This window comes from Virgisporangium aurantiacum, assembly GCF_016863635.1.
Taxonomy (GTDB): Bacteria; Actinomycetota; Actinomycetes; order Mycobacteriales; family Micromonosporaceae; genus Virgisporangium; species Virgisporangium aurantiacum.
The window spans coordinates 1-16,630 of record NZ_BOPG01000103.1 but is presented as its reverse complement, the minus strand read 5'-3'; the positions used below and the strand labels follow the sequence as shown (position 1 = coordinate 16,630).

Below are 16,630 nucleotides of genomic sequence, written 5' to 3'. Positions count from 1 at the left end.
CAGCAGGGCGATGCTGCCCGGCGTGACCCGGTGTCGCGGGTTGACGCGCTCGGGTCCGTGTCGGTTGGTCTTCGGGGTTGACCAGTTCGGCCAGCGCGTACGACGCGGTGCGGCCGTACCGTCGCGGGCCGTTCTCGTGGTTTCGAACCAACTGGTCGATGACGTCGTGGCGATGCCGCCTGGCCGGCGGGTCCTTGAGGTCGGTGCCGGCATCGCCACCGCCGCGTTCGCCGGCTGCGGCATGGCCATGACCTGTGTCGAGCCGGATCCGAAGATGGCGGCGGTGCTGTCGGCGAAAGTTCGTCGGTGACGCAGCTGTGCATGTGGAGGTCCCACCTTCGAGGACTGGTCGGCGGCGCGGCTGGTCGGCCCGGCCGGCTTCGACGGGCTGGTCATCCGGTCACGACTTCGTGGCTGGAACCCGTCTGTCGGGGAACCCGGTCGTTCGCGTCCGGTTCGACAGAGTGAGGGCCAGGCGGCGGCCCGGCACGGGCGCACGTCCGATGTGGACATTGGGGTCGTGCCGGGCCGCATCGGAGACGTGGTGGCCGTTACCCGCCGGTCGGGCGGAAGCCCGGGGTCACGGTGACCCCTGCGGCGAGTTCCACCAGATCCGCGTCCGGCAGCGGCGCCTGGACCCGCAGTACGGTGCCGTCGTCCAGCGGAACCCGCAGCACCGACCCGGTCTCGGTGCGGTCGAGCCAGCCGGTCCGTTGACCGACCGGCATGCGCGTGCCGGGCGGAGTCGGGCTGCCGTCGGCGCGTTCCAGTTCGACCGTGATGTCACGGGAGCCGGGTTCGGGCGCGCAGGGGTCCGGACACAGCCGCGTGGTGACGTCCCGGATCTCGCCGACGACGTAGCCTCGCGGCACCACGGCGAGGGTGACGGGCACCTGGCCGGTCGTGCCTCCGTCGGCGATCCCAGCGGCGACCGCGGTGAGCATCTGCGCGTCGGCCCGGGCCACGGCTGTGGCGCTGACGTCGCCCCACACCACTGTCCAGGCGTCGGGCGTGCGTTGCCAGGCGATGCCACGCCAGTCACCCATGCTGGTCTCGATCACGGTCGCCGGTTTTCCGTGGACCGTGGTGTCACTGACGGTTTCCGTGCCCTCTTCCGTGCGTGGGTCGGCCGCCTGCACGTTCACCCAGATCATCGGGACCGTGCCGGCGCCGTGGCCGGCGGTGTGGTAACGCAGGCCGGAGCCGCCCGGCCAGGTCCAGACGAGTGGCTGTACGTCGGACACCTGCGACGGAAGGTACGTGACCCGGACCGGAACCTCTGGTGGCGGTGCTGTGTTCGGTTCCAGGGCCGGCACGTCCGCCGGCCGGTCGATCCTGTCGTCCGGCATGAGGCGGACGGCCATCGGCGTGGTGATCGCAAGAGCGAGCGCCATGCCGGTCGCCACGAGCCCACGACGGCGCCAGCCGATCCGCCGCGACCGGGCGTAGACGCGGGCGTCGAGGCCAACGACGTCGGGCGCGTGGTGGGCGTTGTCGGTCAGGCTGCGCCGCAGCGCGTCGGTCAGGTCGGTCATCGCGATCCTCCGTTCTCCAGGGCGGGGCTGCCGGCGTGCAGTTCACGCAGTCGACTCAGACCACGGGACGCGTGTGCGCGCACCGTGGCCGGCGCACAGCCGATCACCGCGGCGATCGCCGCATCGTCAAGGTCTTCGTAGTAGCGCAGAACCAGCACGGCACGCTGCTGCGGCGGCAGCGTGCCGAGCAACGCCCAAATCTCGTCTCGTGCGGCGTGGTGTTCAGCCGGATCGGCCGACGGCGCGGTCGTGGGATCCGGCGGCGCCGCCATGACGCGTTCGCGCCAGGACCGCCTCCGCCGCCATGACAGGAACTGGTTCAGCACGATCCGCCGCACGTACGCGTCCGGTGAATCGGTCCGCTGGATCCGCGACCACCGTCGATGGGCGTGGGCGAGCGCCTCCTGAACTAGGTCCTCGGCCAAGTGCCGGTCACCGGTCAGCAGATATGCGAACCGGAGCAAAGCCGGTCCCCGACCGGTCATGAACACATCGAAGCTGTCAGCCACAAGCCGTACACCCCTCTCCTCGGGTCGCTACTGGAACGACGCGGGAGGCACGATCTGTGCAGTCTGCCTCGCCTCAGATGCGTCAAGGCCGGCGCCCGGGGGCCGGAACAGAGACGCCCGGCGCGCAAGGCAGGCGGGGCGAGGCGATCCGACGAGTGGAACTAACAGACCCGACGACCATCGCCGTTCGGCGAGGGTCTGCCACATGCGAACAAGGCGCACTCTATGCCGCCGATCGGGTGAGTAACTCGCCTTTGATCATCACGCTCCGTACGCCACTCCGGTAGAAGTGACCCAAACGCCGGTACCGGCCCGTGCCGACAAGCGCGGTTACACCTGCCCGAGTTCGATCGTGAGGTGTCGAGGGGCCCGTACGCCGGCCAGCGCCCATGCCCAGCCGGGAAGGGCGAGAGCCTCGGCGAAGAAGTCGTCGAGCGGTATGCCGAAGGACCACAGGTCCCCGGACCCGAGGGCCTCGGTTTCGGCGTTGGGAGTCCAGTGGAACGTGCAGCGCAGTTGCCACATCACATCCTCGTCGTCGGCCTCGATGAACTGCCGGGTGAGATCGGCCCAGAACTCGCGCACGCCATCGAAGTCGAACGTTCCGAACTGGGCGAGGACCCCGTCGCCGTCATCCTGGGGCGAGGCGGCGTCATCGACCGGGACGGCGGCGAATCGCCGGAAGACCTCGACCGTCGTCAGCACATCGGCTGCGGCGGCCTTGCCGGGGCGCACCCCGGCATGGCCAAGCATCGACGTCAGCAAAGGCTTCGTCTCCCTGATCAGCACGAATTCATCATCCACGTCGTAGCCTCACCGCCGCCGTGAGCACCCTCGATCGCACCCGTACGCGACCGGCGCTGTGACCACGGTCCAGCCCAGCGGACCGTATCGTTCGTCGAGGAGTCGGTCGCCATGAACCCGCAAGGATGACGGCCGGCTCCTCGATCTTGTTAGCCACCGGAGAAATCGGAAAGCGCCGGTCCGGAAGCGCCAACATGCCGATGAGCGGAGGCTCAGACCGGACCTTGAAGTCAAGCGAGGCGGTCCTTCAGATGTGGATGCGGGCTGGTCCTATACGCCGGTCTCACCGTCGATCCGCTCACGCAGAATATCCGCGTGACCGTTGTGCCGGGCGTACTCCTCGATCATGTGTAGATAAACCCAGCGTAGACCCATAGTGACTCCACGGGTGCTCGTGAACGTCTCGTCCAACGATCGGTCCACCGTTGCTGTGTTTGCGACTTCCACCTCGCCGAGGTAGGCCGCGAAGTCAGCATCCACGTCCGCGTCGTCGACGGCCAGGAAATCGCCGTCGTCGTCCCAGTAGAGGGCGCTGACAGATGCTGCGCGGAACTGACGCCGGAACCAGTAGCGCTCGGAGTCGGCCATGTGGCGAACCAGGCCGAGTAGCGAAAGCGAGGATGGCGCGGCGGCGCGCATCTTCAGCTGCTGTGCACTCAGCCCGGCGCACTTGATCAGCAGCGTGTTGCGATGAAAGTTGAGCCAGGCATCAAGCTGTGTGCGTTCGTCCCCGTAGCGAGGCGGAACAACTCGGTTGATCTCCGGGCTGGCCATGATGTCACCGTACAGAGTCGCTCTGTGTCGGACCTCCACCTTCATTGGCAACACTGAGCCGTCGGCGATCGCGCCGATTCCCCTGTACGACACGACGACACCGCACTCGATGGACCAGCCAAGCCATGATCAGGTGAGCGGATCTAGCCGCGAGGAGCGCGGCCGCGCGGAGTGCTGGAGAGTCCTGCTGGTGTGGTGTCGCGACAGTCGGCAGCAGCAACGCCTCGTCAGTCGGGGTAGGCCGAGTGTGGATCGAGGATCATCGTCTTTTCACGCGCATGCGGTGAGAGCCATCCCGTCACGTCCTCTGACGGCAGCAGCGATATCCAGTCGATCTCCGCAGAAGATTTCGTGCCGGATCCGATCAGGAGCGTGAACCGCCACAGGTCCTGCCCGCTCGGCCCGCAGTAGGCGGTGCCTCGGACGCACGGTTCCTCAGCTCCCAGGTCGTACTCCTCCGGAATGAGGCCATCGCACCAGTGGCTACGCAGACCCTTGTCGTCGAAGCCGGCGAACTCTGCGCATATCCGGAATTCCAGGGCTGACCAGAAGCGCTTCTCAATATCGTCCAAAGGCACGTCCATCATCGCGGCAACGAACGTCGTCGCGACAGGACCCGAACGTCGCTCGACCTGGGCCCTGCAAATCGTACGCGGGCGCCAGCGGGCTGGCTGGGCACTGCCGCTCGAGTTAGGTGCGCGAGAAGGCTCCCAGCCTGATCGGGTTTACGCTATGCCGCCGAGTGAGCGTGCCACGATGTCCGGACCTACATCCTGGCGTTCGCTATCTGGTTGGACGCGTCGGCCAGGTTCACCGGACTGCGGGTGTCAATCCGCGCAACCGGGCCTACGCCGAGAGGTTCTGCCTCTACTTCCCACCGCGGCCAGGCATCAGCGAGCTTGCGCTGGTCATCGTGGATGCGGTGACGTTGCCGAGCCGCAAACCGGCTCTTCGCGACGTGAGACGGCACGTCGCACCAGACCTCGATGACACTCGTCGGGCTGCACCGACGCAATCCGGCTTGGACGAAACGTAGGTCACGGGGCCGGAACCACCAGGACTCAAGGACCACGGTGCCGGACATGGCGGCTGCCAGAGTCCACATCATTTCGCCGGCGGCCATCCCCAGGGCCATTCCAGGAGCGGCGACGACGACGTCAGCCACTGCCTCTTTGATCGCGTCCTTGGCGATCAAAGGCGCGTCGAGCAGCCGCGCCAGGCCATTAGCCAGGGTGGTCTTGCCGGACCCCGGCAGACCGTTGACCAGAATCAGATCAACCACCTCGCGATCATCGCAGAACCGGCCGTCAGCGATCGACGCACGCTATTTGACCGCGCTCTTCGATCGGAGCGCGAACATCTGCCGCTCTCCGGTGTTGTAAGGGGGCCGGTCCAGTGGCGCGGCGGGTCGTCTATGGCATGTGCGAGCCGGAGCCGGTGCGACCGAGTCGCTCGTGGGCCTCGTGCTCGGACAGTGCGGTGATGGGCTGCCCGACCGTGTGCTGGTACTTGGCGTCGTAGGCCCTGGTCCAGACGCCGGCGGCCCACGACCGTTGGAGTTCGTCGGTGCTGAACTGCCGGCCACGGGCATGGCAGTACGCGTCGAGGAACCGTTCGGTGTCCTCGACGCTGGCCAGCTCGTCTGCGTTGACGGTCGAGTACAGCGCGGCAGCGAACCCGACCAGGACGGCTTCGCTGTCAGCGGTCATGCTGTCCCAGTCGTGCACCACCAGCAGCTCGTCTCCACTCCAGCGCAGGTTGCCGGCAAGCCAGTCGCAGTGGCCGATCACGGCTTCGGACCCGCCGTGCCCGTGCCCGGCTCGCAGCCGGTCACGGGCACGGCGCCCGGCGTCGTCGATCCAGTCCGCGCCGGCCACCTCGCCGAGGTCGACGCCGTCCTCCGGACATGGCCACAGTCCGTCCCCGGCGTGGTTCCACGCCGCCCACGACGGTGCCGGGTCGAGCGTGGACACCTCGGCCGGACGGGGGGCCAGCCGGATCAGCCGCGCGAACGCCTCAGCGAACGCCGAGGCCGCGTGGTCCACGCTCGGGAGCAACGCCCCGTCGGGAATGTAGGCCTCGGCGGTAGCGACGTCGTCACCGACGTCGCCGCCGAAGGGTGCGGCGCCGGTGAGCGGCTCAGGGCATGGGAAGCCCGCCTGGAACATGCGGCGCTGGACTTCGACGCATGCCGCCATCCGCGGGGAGTACGGACGAACCTTGACCACGACCTCACGGTCGTCAGCCAGCCGGAGTCCTATGACGGCGGACAGATGCCCGGACCGGAACAGCTCATCCGCCAGCGGGCTGCCCAGATGCTCCATGCACCACCGCGCGAGGCGGCCCGGATCGACGACACGTGCGCGAGGTGACATCTGGGCATCCTCACATGCGCCCGTGGCGTGTCGGACCGCGAGGCAGGACGACGTCGCGCCAGATGAGGACGCCGGGCAAAGTGTCGCAAGGTCACATGCACGCTTCTGCCACGAGGAGCGCGCCCGTGGGTGGCCGCTGATTGTGCGCGGGTTGCCGGTGTTGTGGGACGGGGTGGCTGGAAGGATGACGGTGTGACCGATGAGGAGATCCTCGATGCGATCCGGGTGCGGGTCGCGCAGGGTCGGCAGGTTGACGCTGACTATCAGCCCGAGTTGTTCGGGCCCGGTAGTCACGGTCGAAACGCTCGCCCCTCCTCGGTTCGAGGACATGCCACTTCCGTCAGGTGGCGCGGTGGGGTCTGCAGGAACATTACGACCTGCGCGGGCTTGCGAGCCGCAGCTGGAACAGGTGGTCGACGCCGGCAGGGTGGCGCGGCGGGCGGGCGGAGACCGGCCGGACCGGGCGTTGGCCACCGTGGTCGGCGGTCGTCGTCGGGCGGATCGCCTATCGGCAGCCCGGGCACGCCGGTCTGCATCCGGCTGATGCGGTGAAATCGGCGTTGGCCACCAGAATCAAGCCGCTTGACAGATCCATGGGGGCACCCCGAAGGCCGGGAACCCGACACCCTATGCGAGCACCTGGATCCCCGGCCAGAAGGACCGATCAGAGAACGATCACGACACGCAGAAGGCCATCGCCGACGCTCTCCACGTCGCGGTCGATGAGCCGGTCTGCCGGCTCACCAACTGCACCCGGCTGCGCGCCGCGTTGATGTTGACCGACGCCACGGCGCTGGGCAGGTCGGCCCACCCCGTGCCGCCGGTGGCGAACATGCCGGCGGGACACGTGGCCGCGATGACGTTGGTCAGGTCGGTGCTGTTCGCGTAGGTCTTGACCACCTGCAGGTCCGACGGGCTGTTCAGGGTTGCGCACACGGTGAACGACGTGACGCTCCAGTTGCCGGCGAACCCGTTGAGGTCCTCCAGCCCGCCCGCCGTCGTGCGGGTGTTGAACATGAAGCCGCCCTCGATCAGCGTCACCAGCGCCACCTGGCCGAACCCGTCGACCACGCGCCCCCCGGCACCGATCGCGTTCTTCCCAGCTGGGCACCGCGAACTCACCCCGATGAACCCGGTGGACCCGGTCGCCGAGACCGCGGCGACGATCTCGATCCCGGGCACGTCGGCCGCGCACACCGCGATCGCCTGTACCGCCCACTCGTTGGTCGTGCCCACCTCGTCTTCGAGCGCCGTCACCAGGAAGCTGTCGACGGCCTGCGTGTGGACCGGCTCCTGCCGCACCACCACGATGTGGTCGGGAAAGCTCACCCGCACGCCCCCGCCGAGCACCCGCATGCCGTCCGGGCACCGGGCCTCCGCCGACTTCTCCGGCAATGAGTTGAATACCGGACTCGTCGCGACCACCGTCGCGCTCGGAATCGTCGACGCGGCGGCCGGCGTCACCGGTACCAACGCCGCTGCCATTCCCGCGACGAGCGTCGCGGTCCCGGCCGCGACGCGGCTCCATCGTCTCGTCATCACACCCCCCAATAAATTCGGCACCGGGTACGAAGCGCTGCCCGGCTCCGACAGCCAACCGTTCGGTGCGTGCATCTGACGTGCATCCGACGTGCACCGTCGTCGATCGGTAACGCTGGCCGATAATCTGCGCGTGCTCAGCTTCCGGGTGCTCGGCCCGTTGCGGGTCACGATCAGCGGCGAGGAGGTGGGCCCGGCCGGCGCCCGGCCCCGCCGGCTGTTGACCGCGCTGGTGCTGCGCATCGGCCGGCCGGTGTCGATGCCGACCCTGGTCGACGCCGTCTGGGGACCGCGCCCGCCGCCGTCGGCGGTCAACACCGTGCAGTCCTACGTCTCCCGGCTGCGCCGACCGCTCGGTGCCGAGGTACTCGCCCGCACCGGCGACGGCTACACGTTGTGGGCCGACGGCGGCGCGGTCGACGCCCGGCGGTTCGAGGCCCTCGTCGTCGAGGCGCGGGCGGCCGGGCCGCACCGAGCCGTCGACCTGCTCGACCGGGCGCTCGAACTGTGGACCGGCGAGGCGTACCCCGATCTGGCCCACCACGGACCCGCCGCGGCCGAGGCCGCGCGGCTCGTCGAACTGCACCTCGCCGGGCGGGAGCACCACGCCGAGGCGCTGGTGTCGCTGGGCCGCCCCGACGAGGCGGTCGCGGCGCTGGGCGCGCTGACCCGCGAGCACCCGCTGCGCCAGCGCGCCTGGCGGGCGCTCATGGTCGCGCTGCACCGTACCGGGCGGCAGGCCGACGCGTTGGCGGCGTTCCTCGCGTACGAGGCGGTGCTGGCCGATCTCGGCCTGGAACCGGCGACCGAGGTGAAGTCCCTGCGCACCGCCATCCTCGCCGCGCCCGAGTCGGTGCGCGCCGAGTCGGTGCGCGCCGACCGGGCGCTCGACCGGCCGGCCGCCGGCCCGGTGCCCGCGCAGCTACCTGCGCCGGCCACCGGGTTCACCGGTCGTGCCGCGCACCTGGACCGGCTCGACCAACTCATCCCGGAGATCCGCCCGGACCGGCTCGTCATCGCGGCGATCGCCGGTACGGCCGGGATCGGCAAGACGGCGCTGGCGCTGCACTGGGCGCACCGGGTCCGCGACAACTTCGACGGCGGCCAGCTGTTCGTCGACCTGCGCGGCTGGGCGGCCGACCCGCCGGTACCGCCGATCGACGCGCTCACCGGGTTCCTACGGGCGCTCGGGGTACCGCCGGAGCAGGTACCCGTACGGCTGGATCAGGCCGGCGCGCTGCTGCGGACGCTGGCCGCCGGGCGGCGTCTGCTGGTGGTCCTCGACAACGCCCGCGATGTTGACCAGGTCCGGCCGCTGCTGCCCGGCGCTGGCGGCCTGGTCCTGATCACCGGACGGGAGCGGCTGACCGGTCTGGTCGCCCGCGACGGGGCGCTGCCGATCGGGCTCGGCCTGCTCCGGCCGGACGAGGCCCGCGACCTGTTGGCCCGGCTGCTCGGCCCGGCCCGGGTGGCGGCCGAACCCGGGGCGGCCGACGACCTCGCTGACGCATGCGCCCACCTGCCGCTGGCGCTGCGGGTCGCGGCGGCGGCGCTGGCCTGGCACCCGGGCCGGTCGATCGGCGGGTACGTGGCGATGCTGCGCGCCAACCGGCTCGCCGCCCTCGCCGTCGACGGCGACCCGGAGACGGCGGTCGGTGCGGCGTTCGATGCGTCGTACGCGGCGCTGCCTGGGCCGGCCCGCCGGCTGTTCCGGCTGTTCGGGCTGGTGCCGGGGCCGACGATCAACGCGGGCGCCGCCGCGGCGCTCGCTGCCGAGCCGGAACGCGACATCACGGCGGCCCTGGCCCGGCTCGCCGCCGCCCACCTGCTCGACGAACCGGAGCCCGGCCGGTACACCGCACACGACCTGCTGCGCTGCTACGCGGCGGAGCGGGCGCACCGCGACGACCTGCCGGCCGAGCGCGCCGCAGCGACCGCCCGGCTCCACGACTGGTACCTTTCCGTGGTCGACGGTGCAGCCGATCTGCTCTACCCGCACATGCTCCGGCTGCCGGGCGTGGCGCCGGACAGCCGCTTCGCCGACCGGGCGGCCGCCGTCGCCTGGCTCGACGCCGAACGGGTCAACCTGGTCGCGGCCGTCCGGGCTGCCGTCGGTCCACCCGCGACCGTCGCCCGCCTCGCCGACCGGCTGCGTGGCTACTTCCACCTGGGCCGGCACATGGCCGACTGGATGGTGGTCGCCGGTGCCGGGCTGGCGGCGGCCCGCCGCGCCGGCGACCCGTGGGCTGAGGCGGCGGCCCGGCTCAGCCTCGGTACGGCGTGCCGCAGCGTCGGCGAGCACCGGGCGGCGCTGCGCCATTACGGTGCGGCGCTGCGGCTGGCCCGCCGCTGTGGGTGGCGCGCGTGCGAGGCCACCACGCTTGGCAACCTCGGCATCGTCGGCCAGACGCAGGGCCGGTTGCGGGCGGCCGCCCGCCTGCTGGCCGCGGCGCTGGCCGTCGACCGGGACATCGGCCGACGCGCCGGCATCGCCAACAACCTCGGCCAGCTCGCGGCCGTGTACCACCAGACCGGTCGGCTGCGCGAGGCCACCGCGCACTTCCAGGAGGCGGTCACGCTCAACGCCGCCCTCGACAGCCGCCACGGCGAGGCGCTCGCGCTGACCGGACTCGGGCAGGTCTGCCACGAGCGGGGACTCCTCGCCGAGGCGGGTCGGTACCTCGACCGCGCCGGCGCCCTGTACGCCGAGGTCGGCGACCGCGACGGGCAGGCGCTCATCCACCACCGGCTGGCCGCGGTCGGGCTCGCCCTCGACCAGGTCGCGCCGGCCCGTACGCACGCGCTCACCGCGCTGGCGCTGAGCCGGGAGATCGGCGACCCGCGCACCGAGTCCGCCGCACTTAACGTGCTGGCCGCCGTGTACCTGCGGGCCGGCGATCGCCGCCGCGCCGCCGAGCACCACCACCGGGCCCACGACGTCGCCGGTGCGGCTTCGACCCCGCGCCAGCAGATCGAGGCGCTGACCGGGCTGGCGGCGGTGGCGCTCGCCGACGGCGATCACGCCGCCGCCCGCTGCCACGCGGCGCTCGCGCTGCACCAGGCCACGACCTGCGGGTACCGGGTGCTGGCGGCCGACGCGCACGCCGTACTGGCGCGTGTCGCCCAGGCCTGCGGCCACCCCGACGAGGCCGACCGGCACGCCCGGGCGGACGCCGGCATCCGGGCTGCCACCGGGTACGCCCTACCCCGCGGCACGTGACCCTCGGAGCGATCAAGGATCGGCAGTCAAAGGCATACAGGTACGGCAACGGAGGCGGCATAGCCTCCGAGTCGGTCCGACGGGCAGTACCGGCTGGGACGCGTCGCCACAACTCGGTCGAGAACCGTTGGCCGGGCCGGCGTCATCACCGGGCTCGGACCGTCGCGGGCATAGGTGACGACCAACCGCCCATTGTCGGACACCACCAGGTGCGTCCGACCGCCCAGCGGCCCGCCGAAGCCGACCACCTCGGTGATGTCGACGGTGACACCGTCAAGTGTCGCCGCGACCCGGTGTCCACATAGCTGGGCTTGGACCGGTCTGGCGAGAGTCGGGTTCGGTTCGGCGGCCGTCAGAGAGGTTCAGAGAATCGGGTGGTCGGTTGTGGTCCGGCGTTCGTGGGTGTGGCCGAAGCCGATGCGGAACCGGTCGTACGTGGTGGGGGCGAATGCGGGTTCCTGTTCTGCGGTGATGCCGTACCGGTCGCGCCAGGCGGTGACCCAGGCGTTGTCGATGGCGGTGATGACCTGTTCGTAGTTCGGTTGGCGTCCCGGGGACCGGATCAGTATCTGGGCGAAGTAGGTCGCCGATTGCTGGCCGGTGCGGATCGGGACTCCCGGGAAGCGGCTGGCCGGATTGACGGCGGCGCCGGGGACGACGGGTGCGTAGCCGACGTGGGTGCGCATCGCGATCGTCTGGTCGGCAATGGCGTCGGCGAGTACCTGTGCGGCGTCGGCCGGGTCGACGTCCAGTGGAATCGCGGTGTAGATGATGACCGGAAACGGCCACCACTCCGACTGCTCGATGGCGTCGGCATCCGACATTGCCACTGTGCGGACGGCTCCGGGCAGGTCCTCCGAGACCGCCCACCGGAAGGCCATCGTCGCCGCGGTCGGGTCGAGGTTCAACACGGTCAGAATCTCCGCGTGCCACGCTTCTGCGAACACCCACCCGTCCTGATCGGTGCGGAGCGTGGCGGCCAGCATCGCCAGGTCGACCTGCCCAACCCCCAACGGCGCCAACGCCGCGGCGGCGAAAGCGGCATCACCTGCGGGGTCGGCCGATGGCGGCGGGGCGGGTTCGCCGTCGAGGCTGGCCCGCATCGCCGGGTCCGATACGTACTCGAAGATCCGTTCACCGCCGCGGTAAAGGTCCAGGAAAATGAGGTCGGAGTCGAAGACCACCTGGGCCAACGCGTCGACCTTCAGGTCGGCGCTCAATGCTTCCGCGACGCTGCCGGGGTCGACGAAGTCGTGGTCGCCCTCACTGGGCAGGACCGCGGTGCGGTCCGGTCCGGCCGGCACCAGCAGCGCCTCGACCTGGTCCGCTTCCAAAGCGCATCGCACCGACTCGATCGACGCGGCCACCACGACCGTCTGATAGCTGGTCCCCAATTCAGGCCTCCCGCGCGATACCTGATCCACACCCCGAGAACTCGATCTCGGTGGCGACAGTCGAGATCATCTCCAAGGAGGCAGCCCCAGGCAACAAGGTGCTGGCGAAATGTAGAGCCCGCCGGTCCGTCCCGAAGTTGGCCGCCGGAGCCCACTCACCGCTTGTCGTGTCGCCGTTCGGCCAGCGCCCGTTCGATCGCGGTCGCCTCAGCCTGATGCTCGGTAGGGTCTCCCGGACCCCACCTATTCGCCGGTCAACTCGTCCACTGGACGACGAGAACGACAAGGCTCGCCAGCGTAGCCGCGACCGACAGCCCGCCAATCAGGTAGACCCAGCCGGCGTTGAGCCCGACCGCGTTTCCCTCGGTCTTGTCCAACCGACTGGCCAGATCGGCGATGCGCACGGCGCTGCTATCCCGGACCGCGTCGAACTCGACCTTGCTGACGAGCGACCTGGTCTGGTCGGAGAGCCTCTGCCGGAACTCGTCGACGCTCTCGAAGCGCTTCTCGGTGGCGGTCTCCGCCTTCGACACCGCCTTGTCGGCCGCCGCGAGCGCCCGCGCGACCCGCTCGGCGTGCGCGTCGATGAGGGCACTGTTGACACGAGATCTTCTCATCGAACACCGCGGCTCCGCCCCCGCCAGGCTTGAGATATTCGCCCCGAAAGTGCCCGTCCCGCTGGCCCTGATCTGGTCCTCAACAAACCCGATCATCCCAGCACAAAGGGCACTTTCGTCGTATCTACGCCGCTCAATTCCATACTTCGTAACAGATCGAGGTTGAGCTATCCTGAGAGCGCTCTCACGTCCGCCACGTGGGGGTTAGAACAGGCATTTCCGCCAATCGTCCCATCGCCGCCCCTGCTCGAGAAGGGCACCCCCGCTGTGGAGACTCAACAAGAACGCACCTCCCCCAGGCTCCGTGGCCGCGCTGCCGACCGAGCGCTGTCACGCGGCCACCGGCGCCTCATGGTCCTCCTCACCGCGGCCGCCACCGCACTTGTCGGCATCGCGGTCGTCCAGCAGCAGCCCGCACACGCCGCGTGGAACCTCGTGTGGGCCGACGAGTTCAACGGGTCCGGCGCGCCCAGCAGCGCCAACTGGAACTACAACGTCGGCAACGGCCTCAACCCCGGCCTCAATGCTTTCGACGGCTGGGGCAACGGCGAGTGGGAGTGGTACCGCCCCGAGAACTGCACGCAGTCCGGCGGCAACCTCGTGATGCGCGCCAACTGGCTCACGACGCCCATCACGGTCAACGGCCGCAACTTCTACCAGACGTCGTGCCGCATGACGACGGACACGAAGAAGTCCTTCCAGTACGGCCGCATCGAGGCGCGCATGGCGCTCCCGACCGCCACCGGCTCGTGGCCGGCTTTCTGGATGCTCGGTGACTCGTGCGACGAGACGTCCACGAGCGCCTACAACCCGGCGCAGACCTACTACGACCGCCTGCCCACCAACTGGGCCAGTTGCGGCGAGGTCGACATCATGGAGCACGCGAACGCGAACGCGACCGTGACGAACAACATCTTCTGGGATCTGCGGACCGGCGTGTTCCCGTGGACAGCGGGTCAGAACGCCAACTACGTCGCGAACCCCGCCGTCAACAACGCCGCGGCCTTCCACGTCTATGCGATCGAGTGGACGGCCGCGCAGATCCGCTGGTACGTGGACGGTGCGCAAACGCACGTGATCGACACGACACCGGCGACGTTGGAGGAGTTCCGCAAGCCGTTCCACGTCATCTTCAACCTGGCGCTGGGCGGCACGTACCCCGGACAGAACCCCGTGCAGAGCCAGTTCCCGCTCACCGCATCGATCGACTACGTGCGCTACTACCAGGACGGCGGGGGCACGACGCCGCCTCCCACGGGCGGACCCGCGACGCAGATCAACGGGCCGGGCGGTAAGTGCGTGGACGTTGCCGGAAACGACACGGGCGGCAATGGCGCGGCCGTGCAGCTGTGGACGTGCCAGGGGCCTTCTCTTTCGAAGGACCAGCAGTGGAGCTGGGACGGCCAGACCCTGCGGACGTTGGGCCGGTGCCTCGACGTCGCCAGCGCGGGTACGTCCAACGGCACGAAGGTGCAGCTCTGGGACTGCAACGGCAGCGGTGCACAGAACTGGGTCCAGGAAGGTAACCGGTTGCGCAACCCGAACTCCAACAAGTGCCTGGACTCCCCGGGAGGCTCGACAGCGGACGGCGCGCGACTGCAGATCTGGGACTGCAACGGATCGGCCGCACAGTATTTCGTGAAGGCCGCGTGACGGCCGGCCGAGGGGCACGCTGACGGTCAGGGCGCGGGAGCGGACAGGCTCCCGCGCCCTTTCCGCGCGTTCCGGGATACGACCCGCGCCGGGTTCGCCCGGCCCCGCTGGCGATGGACCAACACGCGAGAGCCCGAAAGAACGATCTACGCGGGCGCGGTGCCCTTGTAGCCCCTCCCGGGCAGGTCCCACATCTGTGCCCGGCGGGGTCGCGCCTGCGGTGGGGCGTTGCTACGTTCAGCGCCGTGTACCACGTCGACGTCGCGTCGTTCGCCACCGGCTTCCCGCCGGGCATGTCCGTGCCGCCGGTGCTCCCAGCGCTGGGCCGGTGGCTCGCGGAGCAGCCGTACGGGTCCGTCGGCTACTTCAACACCTTCTCCAGCGAGCCGTCGGACGAGTACGTCACGCCGCTGGAGGACGCGTCGCTCGCGGTCCGCGAACGGGTGGGGATCTTCCTCACCCTGCCGGAGGGCTCGCAGCTGGCCCTGTGGGATCACGGTGGTCCGGCGCCGGCAGTGGTGAACATCGACTCGGAGGGCGAGTACCGCACCCTGACCGACAGCCTTGAGGCGTTTCTCCTCGGCTGGGGCGACCGCGCCTGCGGCGTGTGGGAACTGAACCGGGACGACGAGGACGACGAGGAGGATCGGGAGCCGTCCCGCCATGCCGACCTCGCCGCGTGGCTGCGCACTCAGGGTCTCGTCGTCCCCGAGGTCCCACCGGCGCCGGACTTCGGCGCCTGGATCGACGAGGTGACCGAGCGCACCGAGCGGGACCGGGTGGCCAGGATCGCCGCTCTCCCGCCGATAGTGCCCGCGGATCCGGCTCTGACCGCCGCCGCCGCGCTGACCGTCGCCGCGACAGCCGAACCGATGCTCGGTCGGTTCACCGACGAGCCGGAGATCGTCGCCTACTGCGCGTCCCTCGGCATCGACCTACGCACGGTGCCCGGCCCGGACGAGTTCCGGTCGCTGGCCCGCTTCGACGCCGGGTTCGAGCTGGAGTTCGCCTATCCATGGGAGTACCGCAATCAGACGCTGAAGACCCGCTACACCCCGAGCCTGCGTACCGAGTTCGAGGACGCCCGGCGGCGCATGCTCTGGAGCGTCACCATGCACAACGCGTGGGCGCCGCCGGGCCTGGGCCGGGCCCACCCCTACGGATCCCGCTTCCGGGCATTCGACGGTCCCCTACCGTGGGGCGTCACGTTCAGCGACACACGGGAGTCGCTCGCAGCGCGGCTGGGGCCGCCGGTCACGGACGTCGGCGCCAGGCAGCACTGGTTGACTCCCGATCGGAACCGGGCACTGCTCGTCCACTACGACGGCGACACGGTCGGTAGCGTGCGGATCGGTATCCCGCCTAACTGACCGGGACCACGACCAGACCACTGATACTGATGGGAGTTGACCCCCGATCTTGGACACCCGAGACTTGGATCTTGATGGTCCGGGTGGACAGGAGTCCATAGACAGATGGCGATGAAACACTATTCGGCCGAGTTCAGGGCCGATGCGGTGGCGTTGTACCACTCCCGGCCGGACGCGACGATCCGGTCCGTTGCCGAGGATCTGGGTGTGAACCCGGAGACGCTACGGAACTGGATCCGGCTCGCGGACGGGCGGCGCAAGGGCCCGGCGGTGGTCCGGGCCGAACCGGCCGCGTCGGCGCCGGGATCGGGGTCGGCGGCGTCGCAGGTTGAGGCGGAGAATGCCGCGTTGCGCAGGCGGGTCCGCGAGTTGGAGGAGGAGCGGGACATTCTGCGGAAGGCGGCCCGGTATTTCGCCGGGGAGACGCGCTGGTGAACCGCTTCCAGTTCGTCGCTGACCACTCGCCACGCTACGGCGTGAAGCGGTTATGCCAGGTCCTGAAGATCGCCCGGTCCTCGTTCTACCACTGGAAGGCCACCGCGGCGGCGCGGGCCGCCCGCCAGGCTGCCGATGCGGCGCTGGCGATGCGGATCCGGGCCGTGCACACCGCGTTCGACGGCACCTACGGCGTGCCCCGGATCACCGCCGAGCTCCGCGACCCCGCCAGCCGCCACGGCGGGCAGGAGCGGGTCAATCACAAGCGGGTCGCCCGTGTCATGCGCGGTGTCGGTCTGGCCGGGTTGCGGCTGCGTCGCCGCACCCGGACCACGATCGCGGACCCGGCCGCGGCCAAGGCACCCGACCTCATCGGCCGGGACTTCACCGCCCCGGCGCCGAACG

16 protein-coding genes are annotated in these 16,630 nt (G+C 70.1%); 6 read left to right on the top strand and 10 right to left on the bottom strand.

The genetic code is table 11. The features are described from left to right. Positions 1 to 10 precede the first annotated feature (10 nt). A complete protein-coding gene (locus Vau01_RS56560; protein WP_204011132.1) occupies positions 11 to 310 on the top strand; it encodes a class I SAM-dependent methyltransferase in 300 nt (99 codons plus the stop codon). Between the two features lie 241 nt (positions 311 to 551). Here Vau01_RS56560 and Vau01_RS56555 read toward each other — a convergent pair whose 3' ends face one another. From Vau01_RS56555 to Vau01_RS56520, 8 genes are all read right to left on the bottom strand, one after another. Next, entirely contained in the window at positions 552 to 1,535 is a 984-nt protein-coding gene (locus Vau01_RS56555) for a hypothetical protein (RefSeq protein ID WP_204011129.1), read from the bottom strand. Continuing rightward, positions 1,532 to 2,044, bottom strand: coding sequence for a SigE family RNA polymerase sigma factor (locus Vau01_RS56550; RefSeq protein ID WP_204011126.1), 513 nt, complete (start codon positions 2,042 to 2,044; stop codon positions 1,532 to 1,534). The genes Vau01_RS56555 and Vau01_RS56550 overlap by 4 nt, the downstream gene beginning before the upstream one ends. A gap of 330 nt (positions 2,045 to 2,374) precedes the next feature. Next, on the bottom strand, positions 2,375 to 2,848 hold the full coding sequence (locus Vau01_RS56545) for a hypothetical protein (protein WP_239152857.1): 474 nt from the start codon (positions 2,846 to 2,848) through the stop codon (positions 2,375 to 2,377). 270 nt (positions 2,849 to 3,118) lie between these two features. Next, entirely contained in the window at positions 3,119 to 3,622 is a 504-nt protein-coding gene (locus Vau01_RS56540) for a DinB family protein (protein ID WP_204011124.1), read from the bottom strand. Positions 3,623 to 3,849: 227 nt separating this feature from the next. Then, positions 3,850 to 4,209, bottom strand: coding sequence for a hypothetical protein (locus Vau01_RS56535; protein ID WP_204011121.1), 360 nt, complete (start codon positions 4,207 to 4,209; stop codon positions 3,850 to 3,852). A 179-nt stretch (positions 4,210 to 4,388) separates the two neighbouring features. Continuing rightward, positions 4,389 to 4,904 (bottom strand): P-loop nucleotide/nucleoside kinase family protein, encoded by a 516-nt coding sequence (locus Vau01_RS56530; protein WP_204011119.1) that lies wholly within the window; start codon positions 4,902 to 4,904, stop codon positions 4,389 to 4,391. Between the two features lie 130 nt (positions 4,905 to 5,034). Beyond that, complete coding sequence (locus Vau01_RS56525; protein WP_239152855.1) at positions 5,035 to 5,997, bottom strand: phosphotransferase family protein; 963 nt, start codon at positions 5,995 to 5,997, stop codon at positions 5,035 to 5,037. 675 nt (positions 5,998 to 6,672) lie between these two features. Next, entirely contained in the window at positions 6,673 to 7,536 is an 864-nt protein-coding gene (locus Vau01_RS56520) for a hypothetical protein (protein WP_204011117.1), read from the bottom strand. A gap of 133 nt (positions 7,537 to 7,669) precedes the next feature. Here Vau01_RS56520 and Vau01_RS56515 point away from each other — a divergent pair, with 133 nt between their 5' ends. After that, positions 7,670 to 10,756: an AfsR/SARP family transcriptional regulator gene (locus Vau01_RS56515; RefSeq protein WP_204011115.1), complete on the top strand. Its 3,087-nt coding sequence runs from the start codon at positions 7,670 to 7,672 to the stop codon at positions 10,754 to 10,756. 362 nt (positions 10,757 to 11,118) lie between these two features. On the opposite strand, the gene Vau01_RS56510 is transcribed toward Vau01_RS56515, so the two are convergent. Together Vau01_RS56510 and Vau01_RS56505 are read right to left on the bottom strand one after the other, a co-directional pair. Beyond that, positions 11,119 to 12,150 (bottom strand): hypothetical protein, encoded by a 1,032-nt coding sequence (locus Vau01_RS56510; protein WP_204011113.1) that lies wholly within the window; start codon positions 12,148 to 12,150, stop codon positions 11,119 to 11,121. 254 nt (positions 12,151 to 12,404) lie between these two features. Beyond that, entirely contained in the window at positions 12,405 to 12,767 is a 363-nt protein-coding gene (locus Vau01_RS56505) for a hypothetical protein (protein ID WP_204011111.1), read from the bottom strand. A gap of 351 nt (positions 12,768 to 13,118) precedes the next feature. Between Vau01_RS56505 and Vau01_RS64195 the strand changes: the two genes are divergently transcribed. The 4 genes from Vau01_RS64195 to Vau01_RS65515 form a co-directional block, all read left to right on the top strand. After that, positions 13,119 to 14,420, top strand: a complete 1,302-nt coding sequence (locus Vau01_RS64195; RefSeq protein WP_239152853.1) for a ricin-type beta-trefoil lectin domain protein — start codon at positions 13,119 to 13,121, stop codon at positions 14,418 to 14,420. Between the two features lie 245 nt (positions 14,421 to 14,665). Next, the gene (locus Vau01_RS56495; protein ID WP_204011109.1) at positions 14,666 to 15,790 is read left to right on the top strand and encodes a hypothetical protein; all 1,125 of its coding nucleotides are present in this window, start codon (positions 14,666 to 14,668) and stop codon (positions 15,788 to 15,790) included. 111 nt (positions 15,791 to 15,901) lie between these two features. Then, complete coding sequence (locus tag Vau01_RS65520; RefSeq protein ID WP_204011107.1) at positions 15,902 to 16,225, top strand: transposase; 324 nt, start codon at positions 15,902 to 15,904, stop codon at positions 16,223 to 16,225. After that, positions 16,222 to 16,630, top strand: a 409-nt coding sequence (locus tag Vau01_RS65515) for an IS3 family transposase (protein ID WP_204011101.1), incomplete at its 3' end; no start/stop codon positions are given. The genes Vau01_RS65520 and Vau01_RS65515, both read left to right, overlap by 4 nt.

Coding starts and splice junctions, on each gene's coding strand:
- Vau01_RS56560 (WP_204011132.1), top strand. CDS start 11: ATGCTGCCCGGCGTGACCCGGTGTCGCGGGTTGACGCGCTCGGGTCCG.
- Vau01_RS56555 (WP_204011129.1), bottom strand. CDS start 1,535: ATGACCGACCTGACCGACGCGCTGCGGCGCAGCCTGACCGACAACGCC.
- Vau01_RS56540 (WP_204011124.1), bottom strand. CDS start 3,622: ATGGCCAGCCCGGAGATCAACCGAGTTGTTCCGCCTCGCTACGGGGAC.
- Vau01_RS56535 (WP_204011121.1), bottom strand. CDS start 4,209: ATGATGGACGTGCCTTTGGACGATATTGAGAAGCGCTTCTGGTCAGCC.
- Vau01_RS56525 (WP_239152855.1), bottom strand. CDS start 5,997: ATGTCACCTCGCGCACGTGTCGTCGATCCGGGCCGCCTCGCGCGGTGG.
- Vau01_RS56520 (WP_204011117.1), bottom strand. CDS start 7,536: ATGACGAGACGATGGAGCCGCGTCGCGGCCGGGACCGCGACGCTCGTC.
- Vau01_RS56505 (WP_204011111.1), bottom strand. CDS start 12,767: ATGAGAAGATCTCGTGTCAACAGTGCCCTCATCGACGCGCACGCCGAG.
- Vau01_RS64195 (WP_239152853.1), top strand. CDS start 13,119: ATGGTCCTCCTCACCGCGGCCGCCACCGCACTTGTCGGCATCGCGGTC.
- Vau01_RS65520 (WP_204011107.1), top strand. CDS start 15,902: ATGAAACACTATTCGGCCGAGTTCAGGGCCGATGCGGTGGCGTTGTAC.